The sequence below is a fragment of the Clostridium neonatale genome, assembly GCF_001458595.1.
Lineage (GTDB): Bacteria > Bacillota > Clostridia > Clostridiales > Clostridiaceae > Clostridium > Clostridium neonatale.
In genome coordinates this window covers 944,605-966,966 of sequence record NZ_LN890328.1, presented here as the reverse complement: position 1 = coordinate 966,966, position 22,362 = coordinate 944,605, and the positions used below count along the sequence as shown (strand labels likewise).

Genomic DNA, 22,362 nt, shown 5'->3' with positions numbered 1-22,362 from the left:
CCTATAGTTTTATTATTCTTAATTTTTATATTGTCTATTTCTTGAAATTTGTTTTGTATTTTCAAACTTTAGATTATTTATTAACTCTCTAATTTTGTCAAATGACTTACTTCTCATATTATTCTCAATTATTTCTACCCCTGAGGAAACATCTACTCCTAAAGCACATACTTCTTCTGCTCTTTTCAATGCATTTTTGGGTGTTATACCACCAGCTAAAAGATATGGAATTTTATTTTCGCAATTTTTTAATTTTTGTTTTAAAGTTTCTAAAGAAAAAGCTTCTCCACTACCTGGATTATCTCCATCTATTACATACATATCTATAAGTGAACTGTAATCTTTGAACAAGAATTCATCTAATTTGTCTTCATCTTTTACAGATAAAGCTTTCCAAATTTGAACATTATCACTTATTCGTTCTTTAAGATCACTTATAAACTTTTTGTCTTCATTTCCATGAAGCTGAACTACATTCAAAGGTACATACATTAAAATTTCTAAAATTTCTGTTAGTGAATTATCTTTAAAAACACCCACCTTTTGAATGTCCTTATATAAACATTTTATAAGGACATTTGCCTGTCCAATATTTACTGCACGTTTACTTTGTGTAAAAACAAAACCTGCATATTGTACTTTAAGTTCATTTAAATATTCTATTTCTTCTTGTTTTGTAATACCACAAATTTTAATTTCTTTCATATTTTCTGCTCCAAATTATTATTTTAGGTTTTTCAATAAAAATGTGTATTTATTAAAATTTATATTATATTCTTAAATTTTTTATATTCTGCTTGAAATTTAATATTTTCAATATTTCTCATAAAAAATTCTCCAATTAAAACTCCATCTGCTTCATATTCTTTTGCTTTTTTTAAATCACCTATGCTCATTATTCCACTTTCAGTTATTTTTATTTTTCCTTCTGGAATACACTTTATTAGTTCTTTTGTAGTATCTAAAGATACATTGAAGGTTTTTAAATCTCTATTGTTTATTCCAATAACATCGCAGTCATATTTAAGCGCTATTTCCAGCTCCTCTTTATTGTGAACTTCAACTAAAGGCTGCAAATTAAACTTTTTGGCTTCTTCAAAATATTTTTCTAACTCCTCACCTAATACACTTACTATTAGTAAAATTCCACTTGCCCCAAGAATTTTCGCTTCATAGATTTGATAAAAATCTATGACAAAATCTTTTCTAAGTATGGGTGTATTACTTAAAGAATTGATTTTTTTAATATATTCATCCTTTCCTTTAAAATAGTCTTCTTCAGTCAAAATTGAAAAAGCATCAACTTTCATAAAATTATAATAATTTAATATATTTTCAATATTAAAATTTTCTACTATTATACCTTTAGAGGGGGATGCTTTTTTAAATTCCCCAATTACTGATAAACATTCTTTGCTTAAAGCCTTTTTAAATGGATTTTCATATTTTCCTTTATATAATTCATTTTCTCTTTTTACTATTTCTAAGGCTTTTTCTTTTACCATATCTATTGGAATTTCTTTTTTTCTAGTATCTACTCGAGTTTTCTTTTTTGCTACTATATCATCTAATATCAAAGTTACGCCCCCTTTTCAACTTTTAAGCTATTATTAATTCTTTGTATTTCTCATATGCTTTCCCACTATCTATTAACTCCTCAGCTTTTTTGATTCCTTCTTCAAGTGAATCTACTATTTCAGCTGCATATAATGCTGCTCCTGAATTTATTACAACAATATCTCTCTTTGGACCTTTATGTCCTTGTAATATATCAATTATTATTTGAGCATTTTCACTTGGAGTTCCACCAGCTATATCTTCTATTTTTGCTTTACTAAAGCCTAGTTTTTCAATATCTAATGTGTACTTATTTATTACTCCATTATTAAGTTCACATACCGTTGTTGTAGTTGTTGTTGTAATTTCATCTAAGCCATCATCACCATGAACAACCATTGCTCTATTAAGACCTAAATTCTTAAGTACTTGTCCAACGCTTTCTATCAAACTTCCATCATATATTCCCATGAGCTGTCCTGTCAGTGGTGCTGGATTTGAAAGAGGGCCAATTAGATTAAATAGTGTTCTACATCCAAGTTCTTTTCTTTCTGCTGCAACATTTTTCATTGCTGGATTATACTGTGGTGCAAAAAGAAAAGCCATACCTTTATTCATAATAATATCTGCACTTTCTTCTGCACTATAATCTGTCTTTATATTAAGCTCACCCAAGACATCAGCACTTCCACTTTTGCTCGAAACTGCTCTATTTCCGTGTTTAGCAATTTTAGCTCCACCACTTGCTGCTATTATTGCAACTGCTGTTGATACATTAAATGTCTTTCCACCATCTCCACCAGTTCCGCAAGTATCAATTAAGTTTTTAGGATTTGCAATTTCAACACGTGTAAAATTATCTCTAAGAGCCTGCACTGCACCAAGCATCTCCTCTGCAGTTTCACCTTTAAGCTTAAGTGCAGTCAAAAATCCACCTTTTTGACAAGAAGTTGCTTCATCTCTCATTATTTGGTTTATAATATCTCGAACTTCACCTTGTGTTAAATTTTTCTTTTCTGTTAATTTTTGAATTCCTTCTACAATATTCATTTTGATACCTCCATTTACTAATGATCAATTATTCATTGTTCATCTCTCCACATATATTAATCACAAAATTAGAAATCATATGCTTCCCCTTAGGTGTATAAATCGATTCTGGATGAAATTGAAGTCCATATACCTCGTACTCTTTATGCTTAACTGCCATTATAATATTTCTATCAACTGTCGCTGCAATAACGTCTAAACAGTCTGGCACAGATTTATTATCTACGATTAATGAATGATATCTCATAACATCAACTTTTCTTGGTATTCCTTCAAATATGTCTTTTCCCTTAACACTTATCTTTGAAGTTTTTCCATGATATATTTCATCTGCTCTTATTACCTTACCGCCATAAGCCTGAGCTATACTTTGATGTCCAAGACAAATTCCAAGAATAGGTATCTGTCCACCAAGTTTTTTGATTACTTCAATCGCTATCCCCGCATCATCCGGAGTACCAGGGCCTGGTGAAATTACAATGCCACTTGGATTAAGCATTTTGATTTCTTCAATTGTTATTGCATCATTTCTAACAACCTTTGTTTTAGCAAATTCACTTATATATTGGAAAAGGTTATAAGTAAAAGAATCATAATTATCTATTAAAAGTATCATCTTAAAGCCTCCTTTAATGCCATTAATTTATTTTGAGCTTCTTCAAATTCTTTTTCAGGGATAGAATCATATACTACTCCAGCACCTGCTTGAAGGTATGCTGTTTTTCCTTTCATAACTATTGTTCTTATGGCAATGGCCATATCTGTGTCTCCGCCATATGAGAAATATCCAACAGAACCCCCATAAATTCCTCTGCTATACTCTTCAAGTTCTTCAATTATTTCCATGGCTTTTATTTTAGGAGCTCCAGAAAGCGTTCCAGCTGGAAGGCATTTACTTAATGCATCAAAGCCATCTAGATTATCTAAAATAGTCCCAGTAACACTGCTTGTTATATGCATTACATGTGAAAACTTTTCAATCTTCATAAAGTCATGAACTTCAACACTTCCAATTTTGCTTATTCTACCGACATCATTTCTTGCAAGATCTACAAGCATAACATGTTCTGCAAGTTCCTTTTTATCTTCAATAAGTTCTTCTTCAAGCTGACTATCTATTTCAGGTGTTTCACCTCTTTTTCTTGTGCCCGCTATAGGTTTCGTCGATATCTTGCCATTTTTAACAGATACAACACTTTCTGGTGAAGAGCCAATAACTTGATAATTCTCATAATCTATTAAATACATATAAGGTGAAGGATTTACTTCTCTAAGTCTTCTATATATTTCAATAAAAGACTTATCAGTTTCACATTTCATTCTTAAGGATGGCACTAATTGAAATACATCTCCAGCAAGTATATGCTCTTTTGCAATTCTTACATTCTCTTCATACTTATCTTTAGTAGTACAAAATTCAAAATCTATGTCCTTTTTTTCTTCTATATCTTCAATATTGGAAAGCTTAAGTAGTAGGGAAAAGATATATTCTTTTTGATTTTCTACTATATTTTCATATTTTCTCTCATCATTTTCTAAAATATTGTCTACAACAAATACCTTATGAGTAAAATGATCATAACAAATATATCTGCTATAAATATTGAATCTTATTATTGGTAAATTTAATAAATCAGGATTTTTAAAGTCCAATTTTTTATTTTCATATAACTTAACAGTATCATATGCCATATAGCCTATTGCTCCGCCCTTAAATGAAAAAGGATTGCTTGTTTTATCAAAGTTTATTCTTATTTCTTTTTTTAATTCTTCAATTTCTGAAATGGTGCTTCCAACTACTTCTTTATATGGATCTTCACCTAAAAATGAATATCTGCCAAAATAATTTTCTGTACTTCCACTTTCGAAAATAAATCTTCTTCTTCCTCTAAATCCATTAAATATTCTGATTGGGGTAACTTCATCTCCCCTATATTCACTTATTAGTGAAAAACTTAATTTTTCTTTTTTCTTTAATTCAAACTGCTCTTTTGATAAATTGACCATATTTCTCCTCCTAATTTTAAGAATTCTACCATGTTTTACTTTCTTCTAAAAAATAGTGGCTAATGTAACTTAGAAAAGCTTCTTTTTAATTTTCTATAAAAAAAGTCACTTCATCCCCAATATTGGGACGAAGTGACTCGTGGTGCCACCCAAATTAATACATTTTTAATGCAGCATAAAAAGCTATATAAATAAAAAAACACTTCTCCTAAAATAGGACGAAATGTTAACACTCGCTATACCACCCATGTATATATCTTATCAGATACGTAAAACAATTGTTTTATTATATCCTGTCATTTTAACGGCTGACTTCCCGTATATCCCTACTTAAATATTTCAAGATATCACCTCAAAGACCCATTCAATAATAGCTACAGTATTTGACTCTCACCAAATGCCAAATTCTCTTTATACTAAACTCTATTATTTACTATTCTTATCAACGGCTTTAATAACATTAACTTGTATTAAGAGTAACATATTCCTTTGCTGTTTTCAAGTACAATTTTCTAATTTTTTATTTAATTTTTTTATAAATTAAACTAGAATATGTATTTATTTATTGTGTATAATACAATTATGTATAATAATATTATTTAAGGATAGTGAAAAATATTGGATATGATTTTTATAAATTCAAAAGAATATGTAAGAGATTATGAGTATATTAATGTAGTTAATGATATATTGTGCAATAAAAATTTTCGTTCTATGGATAAATACATGCAGCATGGAAATACAAATACAAGAGTTCATAGTATAAATGTTTCCTATTTAAGCTATAAAATATGTAAAAAATTCAAATTAAACCATGATGCAGTTGCCAGAGCGGCTCTTTTGCATGATTATTATCTTTATGACTGGCATACTCATTACAAAGAAACTGGCTTAAGATTCCATGGTCTTACACACCCAAGAACTGCACTAAATAATGCATTAAAAGAATTCACACTAAGTAAATTAGAACAGGATATAATTTTAAAGCATATGTGGCCATTAACCATAATTCCTCCTAAACATTTAGAAGGATTAATTGTTACATTTGTAGATAAATATTGCAGTATGGCTGAGACTTATAAGAATATTATAAGATAAAGTATATATTATGGAATTAATTAAAAAACTAAAAATTAGATAGAAATAAAGGTTTCTATCTAATTTTTAGTTTTTATAATTCTTTAATAAATTCTTCAATTTTCTTTTGAAGTATCCCAATTCTCTCCATAATATCACTCTTTTTTTCTCCATACTTATTTAATAGCCTGTCCTTAATTTCTTTTAAAGCATCATTAAATTGTATTGAGTAAACAGTAGGGTTGTTTTTTATTAAACGTGTTTTTACTAAACTAAGCTTAGTAATTTCTTCTTTTCTTTTTTCGGTTGCTTTTACTAACCTCATTTTTAGATTTTCTACTTTTTCTTTAGTTGATCCTATTAACTCTTTTGCTGTCATATATGAAATATCTTTATATCCACCTTTTAAAACTTCTTCGATTTCTGAAGTGGTGTTTTCAATTTCATTTTTTAAAGAAGATATCTTTTTCAAAACTTTATTAAGGTCTATTGATTCTTTAGCAGATATAAATGTGTCTATGCAAGTCATAGCAAAAATACATGATACAAGTATTTCTAAATTATTCTCATGAATAAGAAGCACTATACCTTCAATATATGTATGAATAAATTCTACTAGAAGAACTGATAATACTCCCCAAAATAATGATGATACTAAACAAATTCTACCCTTATAATTAAATTTATCGTTACTATAATCCCAATATTTCATTTTAAAAATAACTTCCATAAAGTATCCTACTATATATTCTAAAATAGTAGCACATATCATGCCCACAAAATAAACCTTAAAAATACTCTCCCTTACTGGCAAGCATACAATTAAAATTATAATGGCCCCACTACCATATATGGGCAGTAGAGGTAATTTTAAAAATCCTCTATTAACTATTTTTTTACGTTCAATTGAAACAATGGTTGATTCTATGCACCATCCAATAAAACAATAAATAAAGAAAAATGCTAACCATTGTAATATATTATAAGTATACATTTACGCCTCTTTTCTCGCAAAATTTTTTTATAATACGAATATTCATATATATTTAAAACTATTCATATAATAACATATTTTCTTAACAATATTCTTTTACTTATCTTATAAATATATTAAATAAATATTAAATTTATATAACTTTTTTATTATATATCATATCTATATGCAAAATTCCATCTTCTAAATAATTGTCGGATATTTCTTTAAAGCCTAAACTTTTATAAAAATCACGTAAATATGATTGAGCTTGAATTTTAATTTTTTTCTCGTTTAATTCATTGTCAATAAAAGATATTGCTCTTAATAACATTTCTCTGCCTAAGTTATTTTTGCGATATTTTTTATTTACACAAACTCTGCCAATAGCTGTATCATCATATATAATTCCTTTTTTTACTATTCTTAAATATGCTATAATATCTTTACCATCTTCTGCAAATAAATGATATGATTCTTCATCTTTTCCATCGCAATCCATATACGGACATGATTGTTCAACAATAAATATTTCATTTCTTAATTTTAATATTTTATAAACTTCTTCATTGGTTAATTCAAAAAACTTTTTCAAACTCCACTTCATAATCTAACCTCAAATCTATATTATACTTTGCAATTGCTTTTTTATTTATGACGAATTGTCAAGCTAAGTGCAACACTTAGCTTGACAATTCGTCATATATAAATAACTATTCTTTAATTTAAAAGTATATTTATTTAGAGCAATAATGTCAATACTATGAATCTAGATGAAACAAAGAAATAAAGCTCTTATGTTGGCGGTGTCTTGCATTAAAAAATGAATATGTAGAATTTTTACATTAATGATTGTTCCAAAATTGTTTGTCCAATACTCGTTATTGGAGCAAACGGTTTTGGGCACAATCATTGATGTTTAAAATTCACACCTTCATTTTTGTAGCAAGCGAGCCACACATAAGAGCTTTATTTCGATTATTTCACTCTAAACTTTGTACGTCCCTTATAGATTTGGAGTATTTTCTAGTTTTCTTCTATTATTTCTAATATTTTAGATTTACATCTTCCACCGTGGCATCCGCCTGTTCCTGCTCCAGTTGCTTCTTGAACTTTTTCATAAGTATCTGCACCATTTTTTACAGCTTCCACGATCTTTTCCTTAGTTACTTTTTTGCATAGACATATATTTTCCATAATATTTTGCTCCTTTATCCAAATGTTTCTAATATTATTATCTCTGGTGATAATATTATTATTCTTCTATTGAAATTGCTCCAACAGGGCAAGAGTCACATGCTTCTCTTACTTCGTCTTCTTGTTCAGCATTAACTTCACCTGCTACGGCCACTCCTGTTTCAGTTGAAAAGACTTCTCCGCAAATCCCTTCACATAGTCCACAACAAATACATGTATTTTCATCTACAAATGCTTTCATTTATAGTACCTCCTAAATTTAATATATATACTTTAGAACCATCTTTTAAACACATTAATAATTCTATTTCATTTCTCAAATATATTATTAACTAATAATTGTTATTTGTCAATAATAAATTTAAAAGAAGATTTATATATTTTCTAAATCTTCTTTCTTTATATTCATTATTTGTATTTTATCATCTATTTCTTCTTTAATAATTCTGCTGGCCTGATTCATTTTAATTTTTTCATAATATTTTCGTGCAAGTCTTCCATTTCCAAAATGCTTATCCCTTATTAAATATTCTTTTTTAAATATTTCCTTTAATTTTTCCTGTGCTGACTTTTCTATCATATAGCCTTCTTTTTTACATAAAAGCATAAATATTGCCATAAGTTCATCATCATTATAATCTGGAAATTCAATTAAAAATTTTATTCTTGATTTAAGTCCTGGATTCAATTCCATAAGTTCCTGCATCTCTTTTGTGTAGCCAGCCATTATGATTACTAACTTATCACGATTATCTTCCATTTCTTTTATAATGGTTGCTAAAGCTTCTCGTCCAAAGTCATTTTCTCCTCCGCCATTTAGGCTGTACGCTTCATCAATAAAAAGAATTCCTCCATATGCCTCTTTTATCTTTTCAAGAGTCTTTGGAGCTGTTTGTCCTACATATTGACCTACTAAATCAGTTCTTGTAACTTCAATCATATGCCCTTTTTTAAGTACACCAATTTCTTTTAATATTTTACTAAGCACTCTGGCTACACTTGTCTTACCTGTTCCTGGATTGCCTGAAAATATCATATTTAATGAAATATTTTCTGTCTTTAATCCCATATTTCTTTTTTTATATTGTAGCTCTAAAGTATCTACTACTCCTTCAATTAGCCTCTTAACTTCATCTAAACCTATTAAATTATAAAGTTCTTTTTTCAAGCTATTCATTTTTTCTTTTCGATTAAATGATAAATTAACCCCAAAATCTTTAGGTTCAAGAATTGTAAGTTGTTTTTTTGAAACTTTTTTATCACCTATTCTAAATGCTTTTTCTCTTATTGCATTTTCAATTATATTTCTTACTACTCTTGCGTTGGCAAAGTTCTCATCTACTTTTTCTTTATTTATCTTTTCAATAAAGGCCTGCTCTCCTTTTTTAGATAATTTATAATAATCTTTTTCTGCCATGCTTTTTGCAATTTCTAATAATTCTTTATCGCTATAATCATTGAATTCTATTATTAAATTAATCCTGCTCTTTAACCCTGGATTTAATTTTATTAACTTATTCATTTCATTAGTGTATCCTGCTAAAATGACTGTGAACTTATCTCTATTATCCTCCATTGCTTTAATTAATGTATCAATTGCTTCACTTCCATAATCATTGCTATCGCTACCACCTTTAGCTAGAGAATATGCTTCATCAATAAAAAGTATCCCTCCCATTGCATTATCAATAGCTTTTTGTGTAAGCTTAGCTGTTTCTCCTATAAACCTTCCAACAATATTACTTCTGTCCACTTCAATAAGCTGACCCTTCTCTAATATACCAAGATTATGAAATATATCTCCAATAAGCCTAGCAACAGTTGTTTTACCTGTACCTGGATTTCCAAGGAAAGCAAAATGATATGACATATTTATATTTTCTTCAATTTCTAAAATATCAGCTCTATTTCTCTCATATTTTATAAGTTGAACTATTCTTTGAATTTGACCTTTTACATTATCAAGACCAATTAATGAATTTAATTTATCTAATGATTCTTTTAATAAATCATTACTATTTTCAGAATCAGTTATATCATTCTTATGACTTTTATTATTTTTACTATCTTTTTCTATAATATTAGCTTTTTCTATTTTTTCATAAATTTCATTAGATGGGTCATCTAAAATAGAATACATATCTTCTTCTTTTTTACCATTATTAAAATCTAATTCTTGTTTAATTTCTTCAATTAATTTATTTTCCTTAAATAAGTTTTCTTTTTCATTTAAAATCGTACTAAGCTCTTTTTTCATTTCACTTTTGCTTTGCATAACTTCATTATAGATTTCAGATACAAATTTAGTTGCTTTTTGAGCCACATAAGCATTTGAATGATTGGTTATAACATATTTACATCTTTTTAAACATTCAGTATATTCTCCTAGAATATATAAAAATTTAATTATATCTAAATCTAATTCTTCATCATTACCTAGCTTTTGTGATGCATATAAAACTTCTAATACTTTCTTAGGATCATCTTCTTTAGCTATATAATACTTACTTAACAGTCTTATAGCTTTATAATTATTATCATCTATTTCAACAGCTAAATTTATATACATATATGCCTCATTATAGTTATGCCTAAAAAGTTCAATTTTCCCAAGTGTTACTATAGCATCTAAATTTCTATTATCTAGCTCAAAAGCTTTTCTTGAATAATTAAATGCATTTTCATAGTCACCTGTATTAAAGAGACAGCATCCAATGAGACCTAAATATTTATTATTTTTTTCATCATAATTTATTGCATTTTTTAAACATTCAGTTGCTTTTAAATATTCCTTAGAATTATAATATGTTAAAGCAAGTAGATAATAAAGACCAGGGTGATTAGGAAAGCAGCCTATTGCATTTGATAAAATCACAACTGATCTATTGTAATACCCAAAATTATTATAACTTTGAATTTCTTTTTGAAATCTTTCAAATTGATCATTTTCATGCAAATTTGTATATTCCATTTTTTTATTCTTTCCTTTCACCTAATGTATTTCTTTAACAATGAAATTATATCATGAATTACTCTCATTTATAATAAAAGTAGCAATTTATTTATTATATAGTATATTTTCATAATTTCTAATAAAAATAAGCTATACTATGCTTATTTAAATAGTATAGCTTTTTTATTTATACTGTTTTTACATTTTCATTTAAATGACTAGTATCATTTATACCTATAATTGTTGGTTTCATCTCATCATCAAAAGTAACAGTATTTATACAAGTATTTCCCAAAGCAATTTTATGATACATACTCATGTCCCAATTAAAGAGTCCTATTAGTGCTGCTTTTATAATTCCTCCATGAGCAACTATTACTATCTTCTCACCTTTATGTTTCTTTATAATATCAATAATACATCTTAATGCTCTATTTACTGCGTTTTTTGTACTAGCATCTCCTCCAACAAAAGGAGCTTCTTTTTTATCTGTTCTCCATACCTTAAAAATTTCAGGATATTTTTCAGAAATTTGACTTATAGTTAGTCCTTCCCATTCTCCAAAATTTATTTCTCTTATATCTTCTAAAATAGTAATATCTTTATCTGTATCTTTTGCTAGAATTTTAGCTGTCTCATATGCTCTCTTTAAAGGACTTGAATATATAACATCAAATTCTTCATTTAATTTTAATTTTAAATTTTCAGCTTGATTAATACCATCTTTTGAAAGTTCAATATCAGTACATCCTTGAAATTTCCCAAGTTTATTCCATTCTGTTTCTCCATGTCTTACTAACAATAAAGTTGTTTTCATTATATTACCTCTTCCTATATGTTATTAAACATTATCTAAAATTTATTTATAAATAATTATAATATTATTATTGCATATTAAGCTCCTCATCATAAAGACTTTTTGTGAATTTATCCAAGGTATTTTGTATATTTTTTATTATTCTATTATTATCTATTAAATTGTTGTTATTTTTGATTTTAGTAAAAATTTCTGCTTTATCACTGATTATACCAAGTTTATTTAAAACATTATTCTCCATAGAAATTATTTTCCTTTGGAGTTCTTTATATTTTTCCTTTGAATGTGTTTCGTCAATATCTATAAAATCCTTCCATAATAACAATGGTACTAATATCATTTCTAATACAGAATAACTTATTGCAAATGCTTCTTTGTATTTAAAGTATTTTCCATACATTAATATAATTAAAGTTCCCCCAGCAATTTTAATTATATTCTCGTTAATCAGATTTCTGCATAAGAAAGCCTCTATAATGCTCATAAGTCCTTCCATAACTAATATCCTTAGTTCTTTTGGTAAGTCTGATATAAGTGACGTTGAAAAGTCATTTATTATTTTAGAAAAAAATGCTCTTTTACTCTCCTTTCTTAAGTTTCCATACTTGTCCAAAAGTATATTGCATTTATGATAGAAAAATGGATTAATCTGAAGCTCTGTACTAATGTAATAACTTTGGTTTGCAATTGTATTCAATAAGCAGTTTACATAATCATATTTGCAATTTATGCAAATGATTTTATATTTGTTATTTTCAATATCTTCGCTATATTTCTTTATAAATTCATTTGAAAATCCTTGTCCATTAATTGATATACATCTTTTTATCTTAGTAGATAAAACAGCCACATATTGTGCTTTATTTCCACCTTTTGAATGACCTGTTACTGTTATATTATCAAATTCTAGGCTATTAATATAAAAAAGTGCTTTTTCTTGATCTTTTGTATCATATTCATATGCACCTTTTCCATTATCATCCCATTCTTCTTTACTACTGCTGCCTCTAAAAACTACTGTTGCATTTAATTCATCATCAATAAAGCAGGCAGCTCTAAACCCATCATTAGTACTTTTTAGATTGTGAAGTTTGAGATTCTTCAAATTAGGTTTGATTTTCATTTTTTCTAATGTATCAATCCATTCCTCTGCAGGCATCTTTACAATACAATTTTCTTCTTTATTAATAAGTTTATCCAAATTATTATCTTTTAAAATCTCATTAACAATATCTATTATTAAAGCGTTTTTTTCGCTTTCCCATCTTAAATATATAAAATTATCTAAAAGAATTAGTTCTTCATAATTTAATTCTGACATGAGTAAAAACAATCTCCATTATATTATTTCTCACTAATAGATATATGTCTAATTAAATTATATTGCTATAAAGATTTATATTTGTATATTCTAATACATTGACAAGTAATTCAATTATTATTTTAAAATATATTTAAAAATAGTCAAAAATAAGAAAGTCATTTAATATTTTTATCTTTTATTAAATGACTTTCTATACATTTTTATAATATAAAAAAGCAATACAATTATCCATAATATATTTAACCTGTAATGGCATCTCTTTCTTCACTCATATATATCCAATTTCCACATTCATCTTGCTGCCACATTGCATAATCTGATGTATTCATAACTGTACATATAAAACTATGAATAGCTATATATAATTTATTTTTTATTTCATATAATTTTTCCATTAGCAATCCCCCTTTACGCTTATCTCATATTACTATAGTATCACATTTATACGTTTACAATCAAGATAATTATAAATTTTAACAACAATATAACTTTTATATTTAATTCTATATTTATAAAAGCTATATTGTTAAAAATTCTATATTTAAATTTTATGTATAATTCTATTTTTTTATGATTCCAATCGCTACTCCTAAAATATTAAATTCATCATATTCCCCAACTACAATAGGTTCATATTTTTCATTTTCTGGTACAAAAATAATATTATTATCTTTTATTTTAAGTGTTTTTAATGTTGCTTCTCCTGAAAATTCAACTGCTACTATGTCATTGTTATTTGCAGAAGGTTCTTTGCTTATAACTACATAATCTCCATCATTAATATTTTTATTTATCATGGAATCACCTTTTATTTTTAAAATAAAAACATTATTGCTTCTTCTAATCCATTGCTTTGGAAGATAGTAAAAATCCTCTATAGAATCATTCATTATAATAGGACTTCCTGCAGCTATTTCATTAAAAACTGGAATTTCCTCTAAATTTTCTTCCTTTTCTTCTTTTTCATTATCCTCTATATATATTTCTTTATTATTAAAAGCATCTTGAATAAATTTATGTACTACATTTCTTTTTAAATCTATGTATTCTATTTTATCCAATTCTAAAGATTCATCTATCATCTTATCTTCACTTAAAATTTCTTTGCTTTCACTCAATGCATCAAAATTATATATTTCACTTAAGATCCTTGTCTTACCTTTAAAATTAAGAGATAACTGAGAAAAAGACCTATTTTTGCTTAAATAAGATAATTCATTTTTAATATCTTTTTGGCCGATTATAAATGTAAAACTAGAATAACTCTTCTCACAATATAGTTCTTTTAGAAATTCTATTTGAACTTTTGTAAATTCTTGAGCATCATCCATTATTATATGTGTATACTTCATATCTAAATTATTTTTTGCTTCTTTTAATGCTAATATATATAAATCTTCAATATCAAACTTCTTTAGCTTTTTTAATGATTTTTCATAAAAAGTATATATCTTGAAAATATTTTTTCTTTCCTCAGAATTTTTTTTAATATTTATATTATAAAGTTTTTTTCTATTAGAATTTTGATATTCTTCTAAATCATAATTAAAAGATTTTATATATTTGATTTCTTGAATCAAAAAATCAATATTCTCTATTTTATCAAATCTTTTTATCTTTATGTTTTTTATGATATCTAAAAGAATTTCTTTTTTTTCCAATTCATCTATAATTTTATATTCATTAATAAATTCTTTATTACTAACACTAATATATTCAAAAGCAAGCTTTTCTATTGTATTTATTCTAAAATGTTTTTTTGTATCTTTTTCAAAAAAGCTTTCTTGATAATATTTTTCACTTTCTATATTATTGTAAATTCTTTCTGATTTTTTTAAAGATTCTTCAAAAGGAACTATCATTAAAATACTATCATTTTCTGCTAAACAATATGATTTTAACAAAAATGGAATTCTATTTAAAATAGTAGTAGTTTTTCCAGATTTACTTTTTCCTTTAATCATGTTATAGCCATTTGGTTTACTTTTTATAATTTTTGCTTGTCTACTGTTAAATTCCATTTTTATTCCTCCTATAATATATATTTTGTATCTTATTAATTCTATTTATTAATAAATAATACTATATAAATTCTAATAATGCAAAGAAAAACATTAAAAGAGTTAATATGAAAGATGTTTCTGTAAATTTATTTACATCAATGTTATAATAAAAGCAGATTATTTTTATTATCTTTTCATTTATATGCTTTATATATTATTAATTTACTTAGGAGGAGAATATATGAATTTACAATTTTCTAATAATCTATCTTATTTTCAAACAGGAATTTTTAATGTTTTAAATGATAAAAAATCAAAACTAATTGCCAACGGCAAAAAGGTGTACAACCTATCTGTTGGAACACCAGATTTTAAACCAGATAAACATGTTATTGATGCTCTTATAAACTCAGCTTCTAATCCCGATAATTGGAAATATTCCTTATGTGATTTGCCTGAATTAACAGAATCAGTCTGTACATATTATAAAAATAGATTTAATGTTGATCTATCTTCTAATGAAGTCATGTCATTATATGGATCACAAGAAGGCTTAGCACATATAGGATTATCACTTTGTAATAAAGGAGATATTGTATTGGTTCCTAATCCTGGTTATCCAATTTTCGAAATTGGGCCTTATCTTTCTGGAGCTGAAATCATTCATTATCCTCTTTTAAGTGAAAATAATTACCTTCCAGATCTAAAAAATATAGATGAAGATATTTTATATAAAACAAAATTTATGGTAGTTTCCTATCCACTTAATCCTGTATGTGCAATTGCTCCACCAGATTTTTATGATGAATTAATAAAATTTGCTAAAAAATATAACATAATTATAATTCATGATAATGCATATTCAGATATAATTTATGATGATAATATAGGCGGATCTTTTTTATCTCATAAAGGTGCTAAAGAAGTTGGAGTTGAATTTTATTCTCTTTCAAAATCATTTAATATAACTGGTGCAAGAGTTTCTTTTGTCCTTGGTAATGAAGAAATTATTAATCATTTTAAAATGCTTCGCTCACAAATAGACTATGGTATATTCCTTCCAATTCAATATGCTGCTATTGCTGCTTTAAATGGTCCACAAGATAGCGTAAAAAAACATTGCAGAGAATATGAAAAAAGACGAAATGCTTTGTGCTCAGGACTAAGAGACATCGGCTGGGATGTTCCTGATAGTAAAGGTACAATGTTTGCCTGGGCCCCTATTCCAAAGAATTACAAAACTTCATATGAATTCTGCATGGATCTCATGGAAAAAAGTGGAGTTATTTGTACTCCTGGAAGTGCTTTTGGTACTCTTGGTGAAGGCTATGTAAGATTTGCTTTAGTTTTACCAGTTGATGTTATAAGACAAGCTATAAAATCCATAAAGGATTGTAATATTATTTTATAGTATTAAAAATAATATTATAAATAAAAAGAATTAATATGATAAAGAGTAATTTTTATCATATTAATTCTTTTTATTATATAATTTATCTATTTTTAAATACTGATATGTCTATTATTTCATTTTGAAAAGCTTTAAGTAATGCTTTTTCTAAAACTAATTCTTTATCAAAATTTTTAACATCTTTACATTCTGCAAAAACTTTATTTTTTACTCCTTGAGCATTTCTATAAGTTAAAGTTACATATGGCTTATCATATTCAACTTCTAATATTTTTATTCCCCATGAAATTTGAGCAAAATCACCATCAACAGATAAAGTAGTTAATTCCTTTAGTTTGTCTGCTTCCTTATTAGGGTCTGATACTATTATTAATTCGTCTCCAACTTTGTACTTTGACATTTTTATCCTTCCTTTTCTAGTAATTTAGTTTATACTTATAAGTTTATTTTATACTTATTCAACATAAATTTAAAGCAATATTATAGATTTTTTTATTCTTTTCCTCTAAAAGTAATACTTACTAACTCTGGCTTATTTTTAAGTCTTATTCCTGGTCTGCTATGACCAAGTCCTCTACTTACAATCATGAACTTATTTTTAATTTCATAAATTCCGCTATTATATTTAGGAAAAAATTTGCGTTCTGGTGATAATAATGCTCCAACTAATGGAAGTCTTATCATTCCTCCATGAACATGACCTGAAAAGATTATATTAGCATTATATTTAACATATTCATTAAAAAATAATGGATTATGAATAAGTATGATATTATATTGATCTTCATTTAAATTAGTTAATGATTCTTCTATTTTATTATTCAACATATCTATTTTTTTAGCATTATTTATGATATAAAATTCATTAGATAAATTTATTCCGTATATATTGATGTATTGATTATCTATATATATTTTTTTATGATCATTATTTAGAATACAAATATTATACTTTTTCAATTTTAAATAAATATAATTTAAATCTTCTTTATCTAATCTATTCTCATGATTTCCACATATAAAATATGTCTTGTATCTACTTGCTATATTTTGAGCTAAATCTAAAAATATATTAAAGTCAGATTTTTTATCATATTTATTAATCATATCTCCTGTCATAACAACTATATTGGGCTCTTCTTTATTTATTTGTTGTATTATTTTATCTTTAATATCATAATTACTATGAAAGTCTGATAAATGAATTATTTTAAAGTTATCAAATTTCTCTGGGAGATTTTTATCTTCTATTATATGTTTACTTATTTCAAAGGATTTATTTCCAAAATATAAAAATGATAATAAGCTTTTTTTCATTAATTCCTCACTATATCTAATTATTAACTTTAATATTATATTGTTCACATTATACAATAAATTTATCCATTTATATATATTATATCTGAAATTATCTTTTTATACAAAAAAGGACACTATAAGCTTCAAAATAAATTTTGATTTTTCATAGTGTCTTTGTTATCTTATTTACTTTTGTTTTCATTATTTCTACAGTTTAGTTTACATAATAATTATTAAGAATTATAATATTACCTCTATACGGATGAATAATTAATTTTTTCTATGTCAATTATATATATATGATTTTATTTCAATAATATAAACCTAATTTTATAAATATTTTTTAAGGCGTGATTTTTAATGAATAAAAATAAATCTATATTTACTTTTTCAATTATAATTTTCATATGTTTATCCTTAATTTCCACTTATTTTGGGGGATTTTATCCTTACAAGGACTTATCTCCTATAAGTACATCATCGTCTGAGATAAATTTATCTTATCTAATTGATAAATTAAATAATCCAAAGCTTAACTTATCTTCTAATGCCCTTTCTTTTTCTACATCTATCACTCTTAACGAAAATGATTTAAATAATATCTTAATGAGTGTACTAAAAGAATACAAAGATAATATAAATAAAAATAATTTAACTATATCTGGTGTAAAGTCAGAAATACATAATAATAAAATAACTATATTATTTAATGCTTATTATCATAAAATTCCATTTAGAGGACATATGATTTTTACACCAGCCTCTGGCTCTAATAAGATCATCTTGCATTTAGATGAAAGTAAAATTGGATTTATAAGCATAAGTAAGAGTACAATCTTAAGTAAAATATCTACTAATAATATCATTAATGTAGATATGAATAATAATGAAATCATTTTAAATTTAGATAAAATTCCAGGAGTTAAAATAGAAGATATAAATATTTCTGATAATAATCTCGTAATTACTTTTCAAGGAGAAATTAACATATATGAAATTATAAATTATATAATTCTGCATATAAAATAGATAAATAATAAAGACCACATATATTCTTATATTACTTTTAACATATGTGATCTTTGAATATTATTTAATTATTTCAAATATTCCTGCTTTAGTTGTTATCAATATTTGTTTATTCTCTTTTATGTAATTATCCAGATAATCTTTAAACTCGATTCTTTTCTTTCCTATAAGAATTGACTTTCCTTGTATGGTAGATGCTTTATATGAAACTAATGGCTCTGATTCACTTAAAATGATTTTACCTTCAAGTACGTTAAGACTTACATTGTTAAAATACTTTTTAAGTAGCTTTTCACCTTCTTCTAAATTAAATCTTTCTGAAAGCCCGTTATTACTTAACCCTGAATTAGGTGCGAATTTTTCACATAATTCATTTAGCTCATTCATTGTATTTTTTGAGTTAGTAGTTATATAGACCTTCCCATTTGGCTTAAGTACCCTTTTTATTTCTTCCAATGCTTTCTCTATATTAGAAACAAAATAAATCATATGCTCTGCTATAATTACATCAAATGTTTCATCTTTATATGGAATTTTCTCAGCATTAATTTCTTTATATTGAAAATCCATATTTATTTCCTTCAAATTATTTTTAGCACTTTTTATCATACTTTTGGAAAAATCTGATAAAGTTATATTTAGATCTGTTTCTATTTTTTCTTTATTTTTAAGCCAAAGCTTTCCATTGCCGCATCCTAACTCTAATACTTTATCATTTTTACAAAATTTCATATTCTCAAAGCACCAAACATCCCAGTCAATTTTATTTACATTATAGCTATGTAGATTACTTCTTAAATTCAGATTTTTATCACTATTATACTGCTCTTTTATTGTGCTCTCCATATTAGTTATTTTTATTATGTTAATTAAACTATCAGCATCTAAGCTTCCATTTTCTTTGGCCTGCATTTCTGCCTTATCAAATACTTTTATAACTTCTTCAATATGTTTTTTCTTTTCTTCAAGGGCCTTTTTTTGAATACATATCATATTTTCTAGATTTTCGTTATTCTCATTTATAATGTGATTTATTTCTTTTAAAGATAAACCTATATATTTTAATGTAGTTATCTGCTGCAATTTTAAAAAATCCTCTTCTAAATATACTCTGTATCCATTTTCATTTCTACTTGATGGTATCAATAACCCTATTTTTTCATAATGAAGAAGAGTTTTTATTGTTACACCTGATCTTTTAGCAAACTCACTAATTTTCATTTTTAACCTCATTATATTAATTTCTTCACATCATTTCTTTTCTAATTTTATTCTTATTATTACCTTTAACTTTAACAAAAACTTAAATCTACATCTAAATTATACTAAATGTTTAATTTTATATCCATGTCTATATAAAACAAAAAGACTTATCTATATTAAAAATTCCTTAATACAAGTTCATTTTAACATTCAAATAAGTCTCTTCTTTATTTAAAATTTATGCTAAAATTTCTTTAATTGCTTTAACTGTTTCTTTTGCTATATATTCAGCATCCTCAAGAGATAATGTACTATACACTGGTAATGTTATTTCATTTTCATATTGTGCATATGCATTAGGATAATCTTTTATATCATATCCTAGGTTTTTATATAAAGTTAACATTGGAAGTGGTTTATAATGCACATTTGTAGCTATTCCTTTTTCAGCTAAATTTGTTATAAGTGCATTTCTTTGCTCTTCTTTAAATCCTTTTACTCTATATAAATATAAATGATATGATGTTTCTGTACCATTATCATCTTTTGTAAATGGGATAATTGAAAAATCCTCTTTGCTTAAAATATCTGTATAAGTTTTAAATATTTGTCTTCTTTTTTCAAGCATATCTTCATATCTTGTAAGTTGAACGAGTCCTATTGCTGCACCTATATCAGTCAAGTTACATTTAAGTCCATCATTTATTATATCGTATTCCCATGCGCCTGCTTTTAATTTGCTTAAAGCATCTTTTGTCTGTCCATGCATTGCAGTTGTTCTAAGCATTTTTAAAAGATCCTCATGTCCTTTAAAATTATTATCATTAAATGTAAGTCCACCGCCTTCACCTGTAGTTAAATTTTTTACTGCATGAAAAGAAAATGAATGAAAATCACATTGTGACCCAACATGCTTTCCTTTATACTTGGCTCCAAATGAATGTGCTGAATCACAAAGGATAATTATATCTTCACGATTTTTTTCTTTTAATACTGCCTTTAAAGCGTCATAATCAAAAGGTACACCAGCTATATCAATTGGCATTATTACTTTTGTCTTATTAGTTATCTTTTCAGCTACTTTATCTATATCCATTTCAAATGTATCTTTTTTAACATCTACATATACTATTTTAGCGCCTCTATGAACACCTACACTTGATGTAGCTGTATATGTATATGGACTTGTTATAATTTCATCGCCTTCTTTTATATCAAAGACTTTTAATACTAATTCCATTGCCGCTGTAGCACTGTTTAACCCAAGTGCATAATTTGCTTCACAATAGTTAGCCATTTTTTCTTCAAATTCAGCTAGTCTTGGACCAGATGTTATCCATCCTGACCTTAGTACTTCTGAAACGGCATTTATCTCACCTTCTGTTATATCTGGTGGTGAAAATGGTATTTTTTTCACTTCTCATCTCTCCTATCAATTTAATTTTGTTAGTTTTGATATTTGTTAGTTTTGATTTGTTTAATATTTTTTCTTTATCATAGATTAATTATATTTTATACCCATACCTTAGGTATGAGTCAATGCTTTATTATCTTTTATTTAAAATTATTATATATTTTTTAACTTTAGTTTCCGCAAAAATAAAAAGTTTATGAAATGCAGAATTCATAAACTTTTTATATAATATGTTTTTAAAGTACACTACTTAAAAATTTTTATGTTTTAGATTAGTAAAAGTTTCTTTAGATGTACTGTATTGAATTGTATGTATAACTACATAATCTATTTAAATACTTCACTTATATAATCTTTTATCTCTTTTAAATTCATGAAATTTTTATTACAATATCTTAAAATATCTTCATCTGCTATTTTTAGGTCTTGTACATGAAATCCAATCATTCCTCCAGCATATGCTCCCTTAATTCCGGCTAAAGAATCTTCAATTACAATACAGTCTTTTGGAGCTACCCCAAGCTTTTCTGATGCCTTTAAAAATATCTCTGGATTTGGCTTTCCATTAATTACGTCTTCTCCACAAACTATTGCATCAAACATTTCAAAAATATCAAACATCTTAATTTGTAAATCCAATCTTTCTCGTCTTGATGATGTTGCAAGAGCTATTTTAAAATTATTTTCTTTTAAATAGTTTAACAATTCATAAGCTCCATCCTTTATAGGAACCAATCTCCTTTTCACTCTATCTAAAAGCTTTTCATCTTTTTCTTTATACATCTCAATTATAGGTAGATTTTCACCATATTTTTCTTTAAAAACTTTCATTACATTTTCTTTTCCAGTTCCCATAAGAGAAATATATATGTTTCTATCTAAAGCATATCCATGAGTTTCAAATACATTTGTCCAAATATCTAGATACGCTTTCTCTGTATCAAAAATTACACCATCCATATCAAATATAACAGCTTTTACATTTTTCATGATTTCCTCCTAAAATTTCATTTATGCTATAATAATACCGAATTAATTCTAACATAAA

The 22,362-nt window shown here is 26.0% G+C and carries 22 protein-coding genes; 3 read left to right on the top strand and 19 right to left on the bottom strand.

From position 1 onward, the window contains the following. Nucleotides 1–18 precede the first annotated feature (18 nt). Genes BN2920_RS11590 through BN2920_RS11570 form a run of 5 tightly spaced genes read right to left on the bottom strand, consistent with a single transcriptional unit; the run spans nucleotide 19 to nucleotide 4,614 of the window. Nucleotides 19–705 carry a phosphoribosylanthranilate isomerase gene (locus BN2920_RS11590; RefSeq protein WP_058295166.1) on the bottom strand — a complete coding sequence of 229 codons (687 nt, stop codon included), beginning with the start codon at nucleotides 703–705 and terminating at the stop codon, nucleotides 19–21. A gap of 59 nt (nucleotides 706–764) precedes the next feature. Next, nucleotides 765–1,577 carry an indole-3-glycerol phosphate synthase TrpC gene (gene trpC, locus BN2920_RS11585; protein ID WP_058295165.1) on the bottom strand — a complete coding sequence of 271 codons (813 nt, stop codon included), beginning with the start codon at nucleotides 1,575–1,577 and terminating at the stop codon, nucleotides 765–767. Between the two features lie 22 nt (nucleotides 1,578–1,599). Further along, the gene (trpD, locus tag BN2920_RS11580) at nucleotides 1,600–2,607 is read right to left on the bottom strand and encodes an anthranilate phosphoribosyltransferase (RefSeq protein WP_058295164.1); all 1,008 of its coding nucleotides are present in this window, start codon (nucleotides 2,605–2,607) and stop codon (nucleotides 1,600–1,602) included. A gap of 28 nt (nucleotides 2,608–2,635) precedes the next feature. Next, the gene (locus BN2920_RS11575; RefSeq protein WP_058295163.1) at nucleotides 2,636–3,223 is read right to left on the bottom strand and encodes an anthranilate synthase component II; all 588 of its coding nucleotides are present in this window, start codon (nucleotides 3,221–3,223) and stop codon (nucleotides 2,636–2,638) included. Next, nucleotides 3,220–4,614, bottom strand: a complete 1,395-nt coding sequence (locus tag BN2920_RS11570) for an anthranilate synthase component I family protein (protein WP_058295162.1) — start codon at nucleotides 4,612–4,614, stop codon at nucleotides 3,220–3,222. The genes BN2920_RS11575 and BN2920_RS11570 overlap by 4 nt, the downstream gene beginning before the upstream one ends. 624 nt (nucleotides 4,615–5,238) lie before the next feature. On the opposite strand from BN2920_RS11570, the gene BN2920_RS11565 reads away from it, so the two are divergent. After that, nucleotides 5,239–5,712, top strand: coding sequence for an HD domain-containing protein (locus BN2920_RS11565; RefSeq protein WP_058296904.1), 474 nt, complete (start codon nucleotides 5,239–5,241; stop codon nucleotides 5,710–5,712). Between the two features lie 73 nt (nucleotides 5,713–5,785). Here the strand turns inward: BN2920_RS11565 and BN2920_RS11560 are convergent, their stop codons facing one another. The 9 genes from BN2920_RS11560 to lexA form a co-directional block, all read right to left on the bottom strand. After that, nucleotides 5,786–6,685 carry a putative ABC transporter permease gene (locus BN2920_RS11560; RefSeq protein WP_058295161.1) on the bottom strand — a complete coding sequence of 300 codons (900 nt, stop codon included), beginning with the start codon at nucleotides 6,683–6,685 and terminating at the stop codon, nucleotides 5,786–5,788. 133 nt (nucleotides 6,686–6,818) lie between these two features. Beyond that, entirely contained in the window at nucleotides 6,819–7,271 is a 453-nt protein-coding gene (locus BN2920_RS11555; RefSeq protein WP_058295160.1) for a GNAT family N-acetyltransferase, read from the bottom strand. 419 nt (nucleotides 7,272–7,690) lie between these two features. Continuing rightward, complete coding sequence (locus BN2920_RS11550; protein WP_058295159.1) at nucleotides 7,691–7,861, bottom strand: (2Fe-2S)-binding protein; 171 nt, start codon at nucleotides 7,859–7,861, stop codon at nucleotides 7,691–7,693. A gap of 58 nt (nucleotides 7,862–7,919) precedes the next feature. Further along, on the bottom strand, nucleotides 7,920–8,102 hold the full coding sequence (locus BN2920_RS11545) for a ferredoxin (protein WP_058295158.1): 183 nt from the start codon (nucleotides 8,100–8,102) through the stop codon (nucleotides 7,920–7,922). A 132-nt stretch (nucleotides 8,103–8,234) separates the two neighbouring features. After that, nucleotides 8,235–10,853 (bottom strand): AAA family ATPase, encoded by a 2,619-nt coding sequence (locus BN2920_RS11540; RefSeq protein WP_242868365.1) that lies wholly within the window; start codon nucleotides 10,851–10,853, stop codon nucleotides 8,235–8,237. Nucleotides 10,854–11,001: 148 nt separating this feature from the next. Further along, a complete protein-coding gene (locus tag BN2920_RS11535) occupies nucleotides 11,002–11,631 on the bottom strand; it encodes a histidine phosphatase family protein (RefSeq protein ID WP_058295156.1) in 630 nt (209 codons plus the stop codon). Between the two features lie 67 nt (nucleotides 11,632–11,698). Then, the gene (locus BN2920_RS11530) at nucleotides 11,699–12,952 is read right to left on the bottom strand and encodes an Mbeg1-like protein (protein WP_058295155.1); all 1,254 of its coding nucleotides are present in this window, start codon (nucleotides 12,950–12,952) and stop codon (nucleotides 11,699–11,701) included. A 242-nt stretch (nucleotides 12,953–13,194) separates the two neighbouring features. Further along, nucleotides 13,195–13,350, bottom strand: coding sequence for a hypothetical protein (locus BN2920_RS21410; protein WP_157065776.1), 156 nt, complete (start codon nucleotides 13,348–13,350; stop codon nucleotides 13,195–13,197). Nucleotides 13,351–13,515: 165 nt separating this feature from the next. Next, on the bottom strand, nucleotides 13,516–14,976 hold the full coding sequence (gene lexA, locus BN2920_RS11525) for a transcriptional repressor LexA (RefSeq protein WP_058295154.1): 1,461 nt from the start codon (nucleotides 14,974–14,976) through the stop codon (nucleotides 13,516–13,518). Between the two features lie 223 nt (nucleotides 14,977–15,199). Between lexA and BN2920_RS11520 the strand changes: the two genes are divergently transcribed. Continuing rightward, complete coding sequence (locus BN2920_RS11520) at nucleotides 15,200–16,369, top strand: aminotransferase class I/II-fold pyridoxal phosphate-dependent enzyme (protein ID WP_058295153.1); 1,170 nt, start codon at nucleotides 15,200–15,202, stop codon at nucleotides 16,367–16,369. Between the two features lie 82 nt (nucleotides 16,370–16,451). Here BN2920_RS11520 and BN2920_RS11515 read toward each other — a convergent pair whose 3' ends face one another. Together BN2920_RS11515 and BN2920_RS11510 are read right to left on the bottom strand one after the other, a co-directional pair. Then, nucleotides 16,452–16,769, bottom strand: a complete 318-nt coding sequence (locus tag BN2920_RS11515; RefSeq protein ID WP_058295152.1) for a hypothetical protein — start codon at nucleotides 16,767–16,769, stop codon at nucleotides 16,452–16,454. A 92-nt stretch (nucleotides 16,770–16,861) separates the two neighbouring features. After that, the gene (locus BN2920_RS11510; protein WP_058295151.1) at nucleotides 16,862–17,686 is read right to left on the bottom strand and encodes a metallophosphoesterase; all 825 of its coding nucleotides are present in this window, start codon (nucleotides 17,684–17,686) and stop codon (nucleotides 16,862–16,864) included. A gap of 342 nt (nucleotides 17,687–18,028) precedes the next feature. On the opposite strand from BN2920_RS11510, the gene BN2920_RS11505 reads away from it, so the two are divergent. After that, the gene (locus tag BN2920_RS11505) at nucleotides 18,029–18,697 is read left to right on the top strand and encodes a hypothetical protein (RefSeq protein ID WP_058295150.1); all 669 of its coding nucleotides are present in this window, start codon (nucleotides 18,029–18,031) and stop codon (nucleotides 18,695–18,697) included. Between the two features lie 60 nt (nucleotides 18,698–18,757). Here the strand turns inward: BN2920_RS11505 and BN2920_RS11500 are convergent, their stop codons facing one another. The 3 genes from BN2920_RS11500 to BN2920_RS11490 form a co-directional block, all read right to left on the bottom strand. Beyond that, the gene (locus BN2920_RS11500) at nucleotides 18,758–19,918 is read right to left on the bottom strand and encodes a MerR family transcriptional regulator (protein WP_058295149.1); all 1,161 of its coding nucleotides are present in this window, start codon (nucleotides 19,916–19,918) and stop codon (nucleotides 18,758–18,760) included. Between the two features lie 220 nt (nucleotides 19,919–20,138). Beyond that, nucleotides 20,139–21,317, bottom strand: a complete 1,179-nt coding sequence (locus BN2920_RS11495; RefSeq protein WP_058295148.1) for a DegT/DnrJ/EryC1/StrS family aminotransferase — start codon at nucleotides 21,315–21,317, stop codon at nucleotides 20,139–20,141. A 324-nt stretch (nucleotides 21,318–21,641) separates the two neighbouring features. After that, complete coding sequence (locus BN2920_RS11490; RefSeq protein WP_058295147.1) at nucleotides 21,642–22,304, bottom strand: HAD family hydrolase; 663 nt, start codon at nucleotides 22,302–22,304, stop codon at nucleotides 21,642–21,644. Nucleotides 22,305–22,362: the final 58 nt, after the last annotated feature.

What these genes read in the sequence shown, in the direction of transcription:
- BN2920_RS11520 (WP_058295153.1), top strand. Translation starts at nt 15,200, where the DNA reads ATGAATTTACAATTTTCTAATAATCTATCTTATTTTCAAACAGGAATT.
- BN2920_RS11555 (WP_058295160.1), bottom strand. Translation starts at nt 7,271, where the DNA reads ATGAAGTGGAGTTTGAAAAAGTTTTTTGAATTAACCAATGAAGAAGTT.
- BN2920_RS11550 (WP_058295159.1), bottom strand. Translation starts at nt 7,861, where the DNA reads ATGGAAAATATATGTCTATGCAAAAAAGTAACTAAGGAAAAGATCGTG.
- BN2920_RS11575 (WP_058295163.1), bottom strand. Translation starts at nt 3,223, where the DNA reads ATGATACTTTTAATAGATAATTATGATTCTTTTACTTATAACCTTTTC.
- BN2920_RS21410 (WP_157065776.1), bottom strand. Translation starts at nt 13,350, where the DNA reads ATGGAAAAATTATATGAAATAAAAAATAAATTATATATAGCTATTCAT.
- BN2920_RS11590 (WP_058295166.1), bottom strand. Translation starts at nt 705, where the DNA reads ATGAAAGAAATTAAAATTTGTGGTATTACAAAACAAGAAGAAATAGAA.
- BN2920_RS11510 (WP_058295151.1), bottom strand. Translation starts at nt 17,686, where the DNA reads ATGAAAAAAAGCTTATTATCATTTTTATATTTTGGAAATAAATCCTTT.
- lexA (WP_058295154.1), bottom strand. Translation starts at nt 14,976, where the DNA reads ATGGAATTTAACAGTAGACAAGCAAAAATTATAAAAAGTAAACCAAAT.
- BN2920_RS11530 (WP_058295155.1), bottom strand. Translation starts at nt 12,952, where the DNA reads ATGTCAGAATTAAATTATGAAGAACTAATTCTTTTAGATAATTTTATA.
- BN2920_RS11570 (WP_058295162.1), bottom strand. Translation starts at nt 4,614, where the DNA reads ATGGTCAATTTATCAAAAGAGCAGTTTGAATTAAAGAAAAAAGAAAAA.
- trpD (WP_058295164.1), bottom strand. Translation starts at nt 2,607, where the DNA reads ATGAATATTGTAGAAGGAATTCAAAAATTAACAGAAAAGAAAAATTTA.
- BN2920_RS11490 (WP_058295147.1), bottom strand. Translation starts at nt 22,304, where the DNA reads ATGAAAAATGTAAAAGCTGTTATATTTGATATGGATGGTGTAATTTTT.
- BN2920_RS11545 (WP_058295158.1), bottom strand. Translation starts at nt 8,102, where the DNA reads ATGAAAGCATTTGTAGATGAAAATACATGTATTTGTTGTGGACTATGT.
- BN2920_RS11565 (WP_058296904.1), top strand. Translation starts at nt 5,239, where the DNA reads ATGATTTTTATAAATTCAAAAGAATATGTAAGAGATTATGAGTATATT.
- BN2920_RS11515 (WP_058295152.1), bottom strand. Translation starts at nt 16,769, where the DNA reads ATGTCAAAGTACAAAGTTGGAGACGAATTAATAATAGTATCAGACCCT.
- BN2920_RS11560 (WP_058295161.1), bottom strand. Translation starts at nt 6,685, where the DNA reads ATGTATACTTATAATATATTACAATGGTTAGCATTTTTCTTTATTTAT.
- BN2920_RS11535 (WP_058295156.1), bottom strand. Translation starts at nt 11,631, where the DNA reads ATGAAAACAACTTTATTGTTAGTAAGACATGGAGAAACAGAATGGAAT.
- BN2920_RS11500 (WP_058295149.1), bottom strand. Translation starts at nt 19,918, where the DNA reads ATGAAAATTAGTGAGTTTGCTAAAAGATCAGGTGTAACAATAAAAACT.
- BN2920_RS11505 (WP_058295150.1), top strand. Translation starts at nt 18,029, where the DNA reads ATGAATAAAAATAAATCTATATTTACTTTTTCAATTATAATTTTCATA.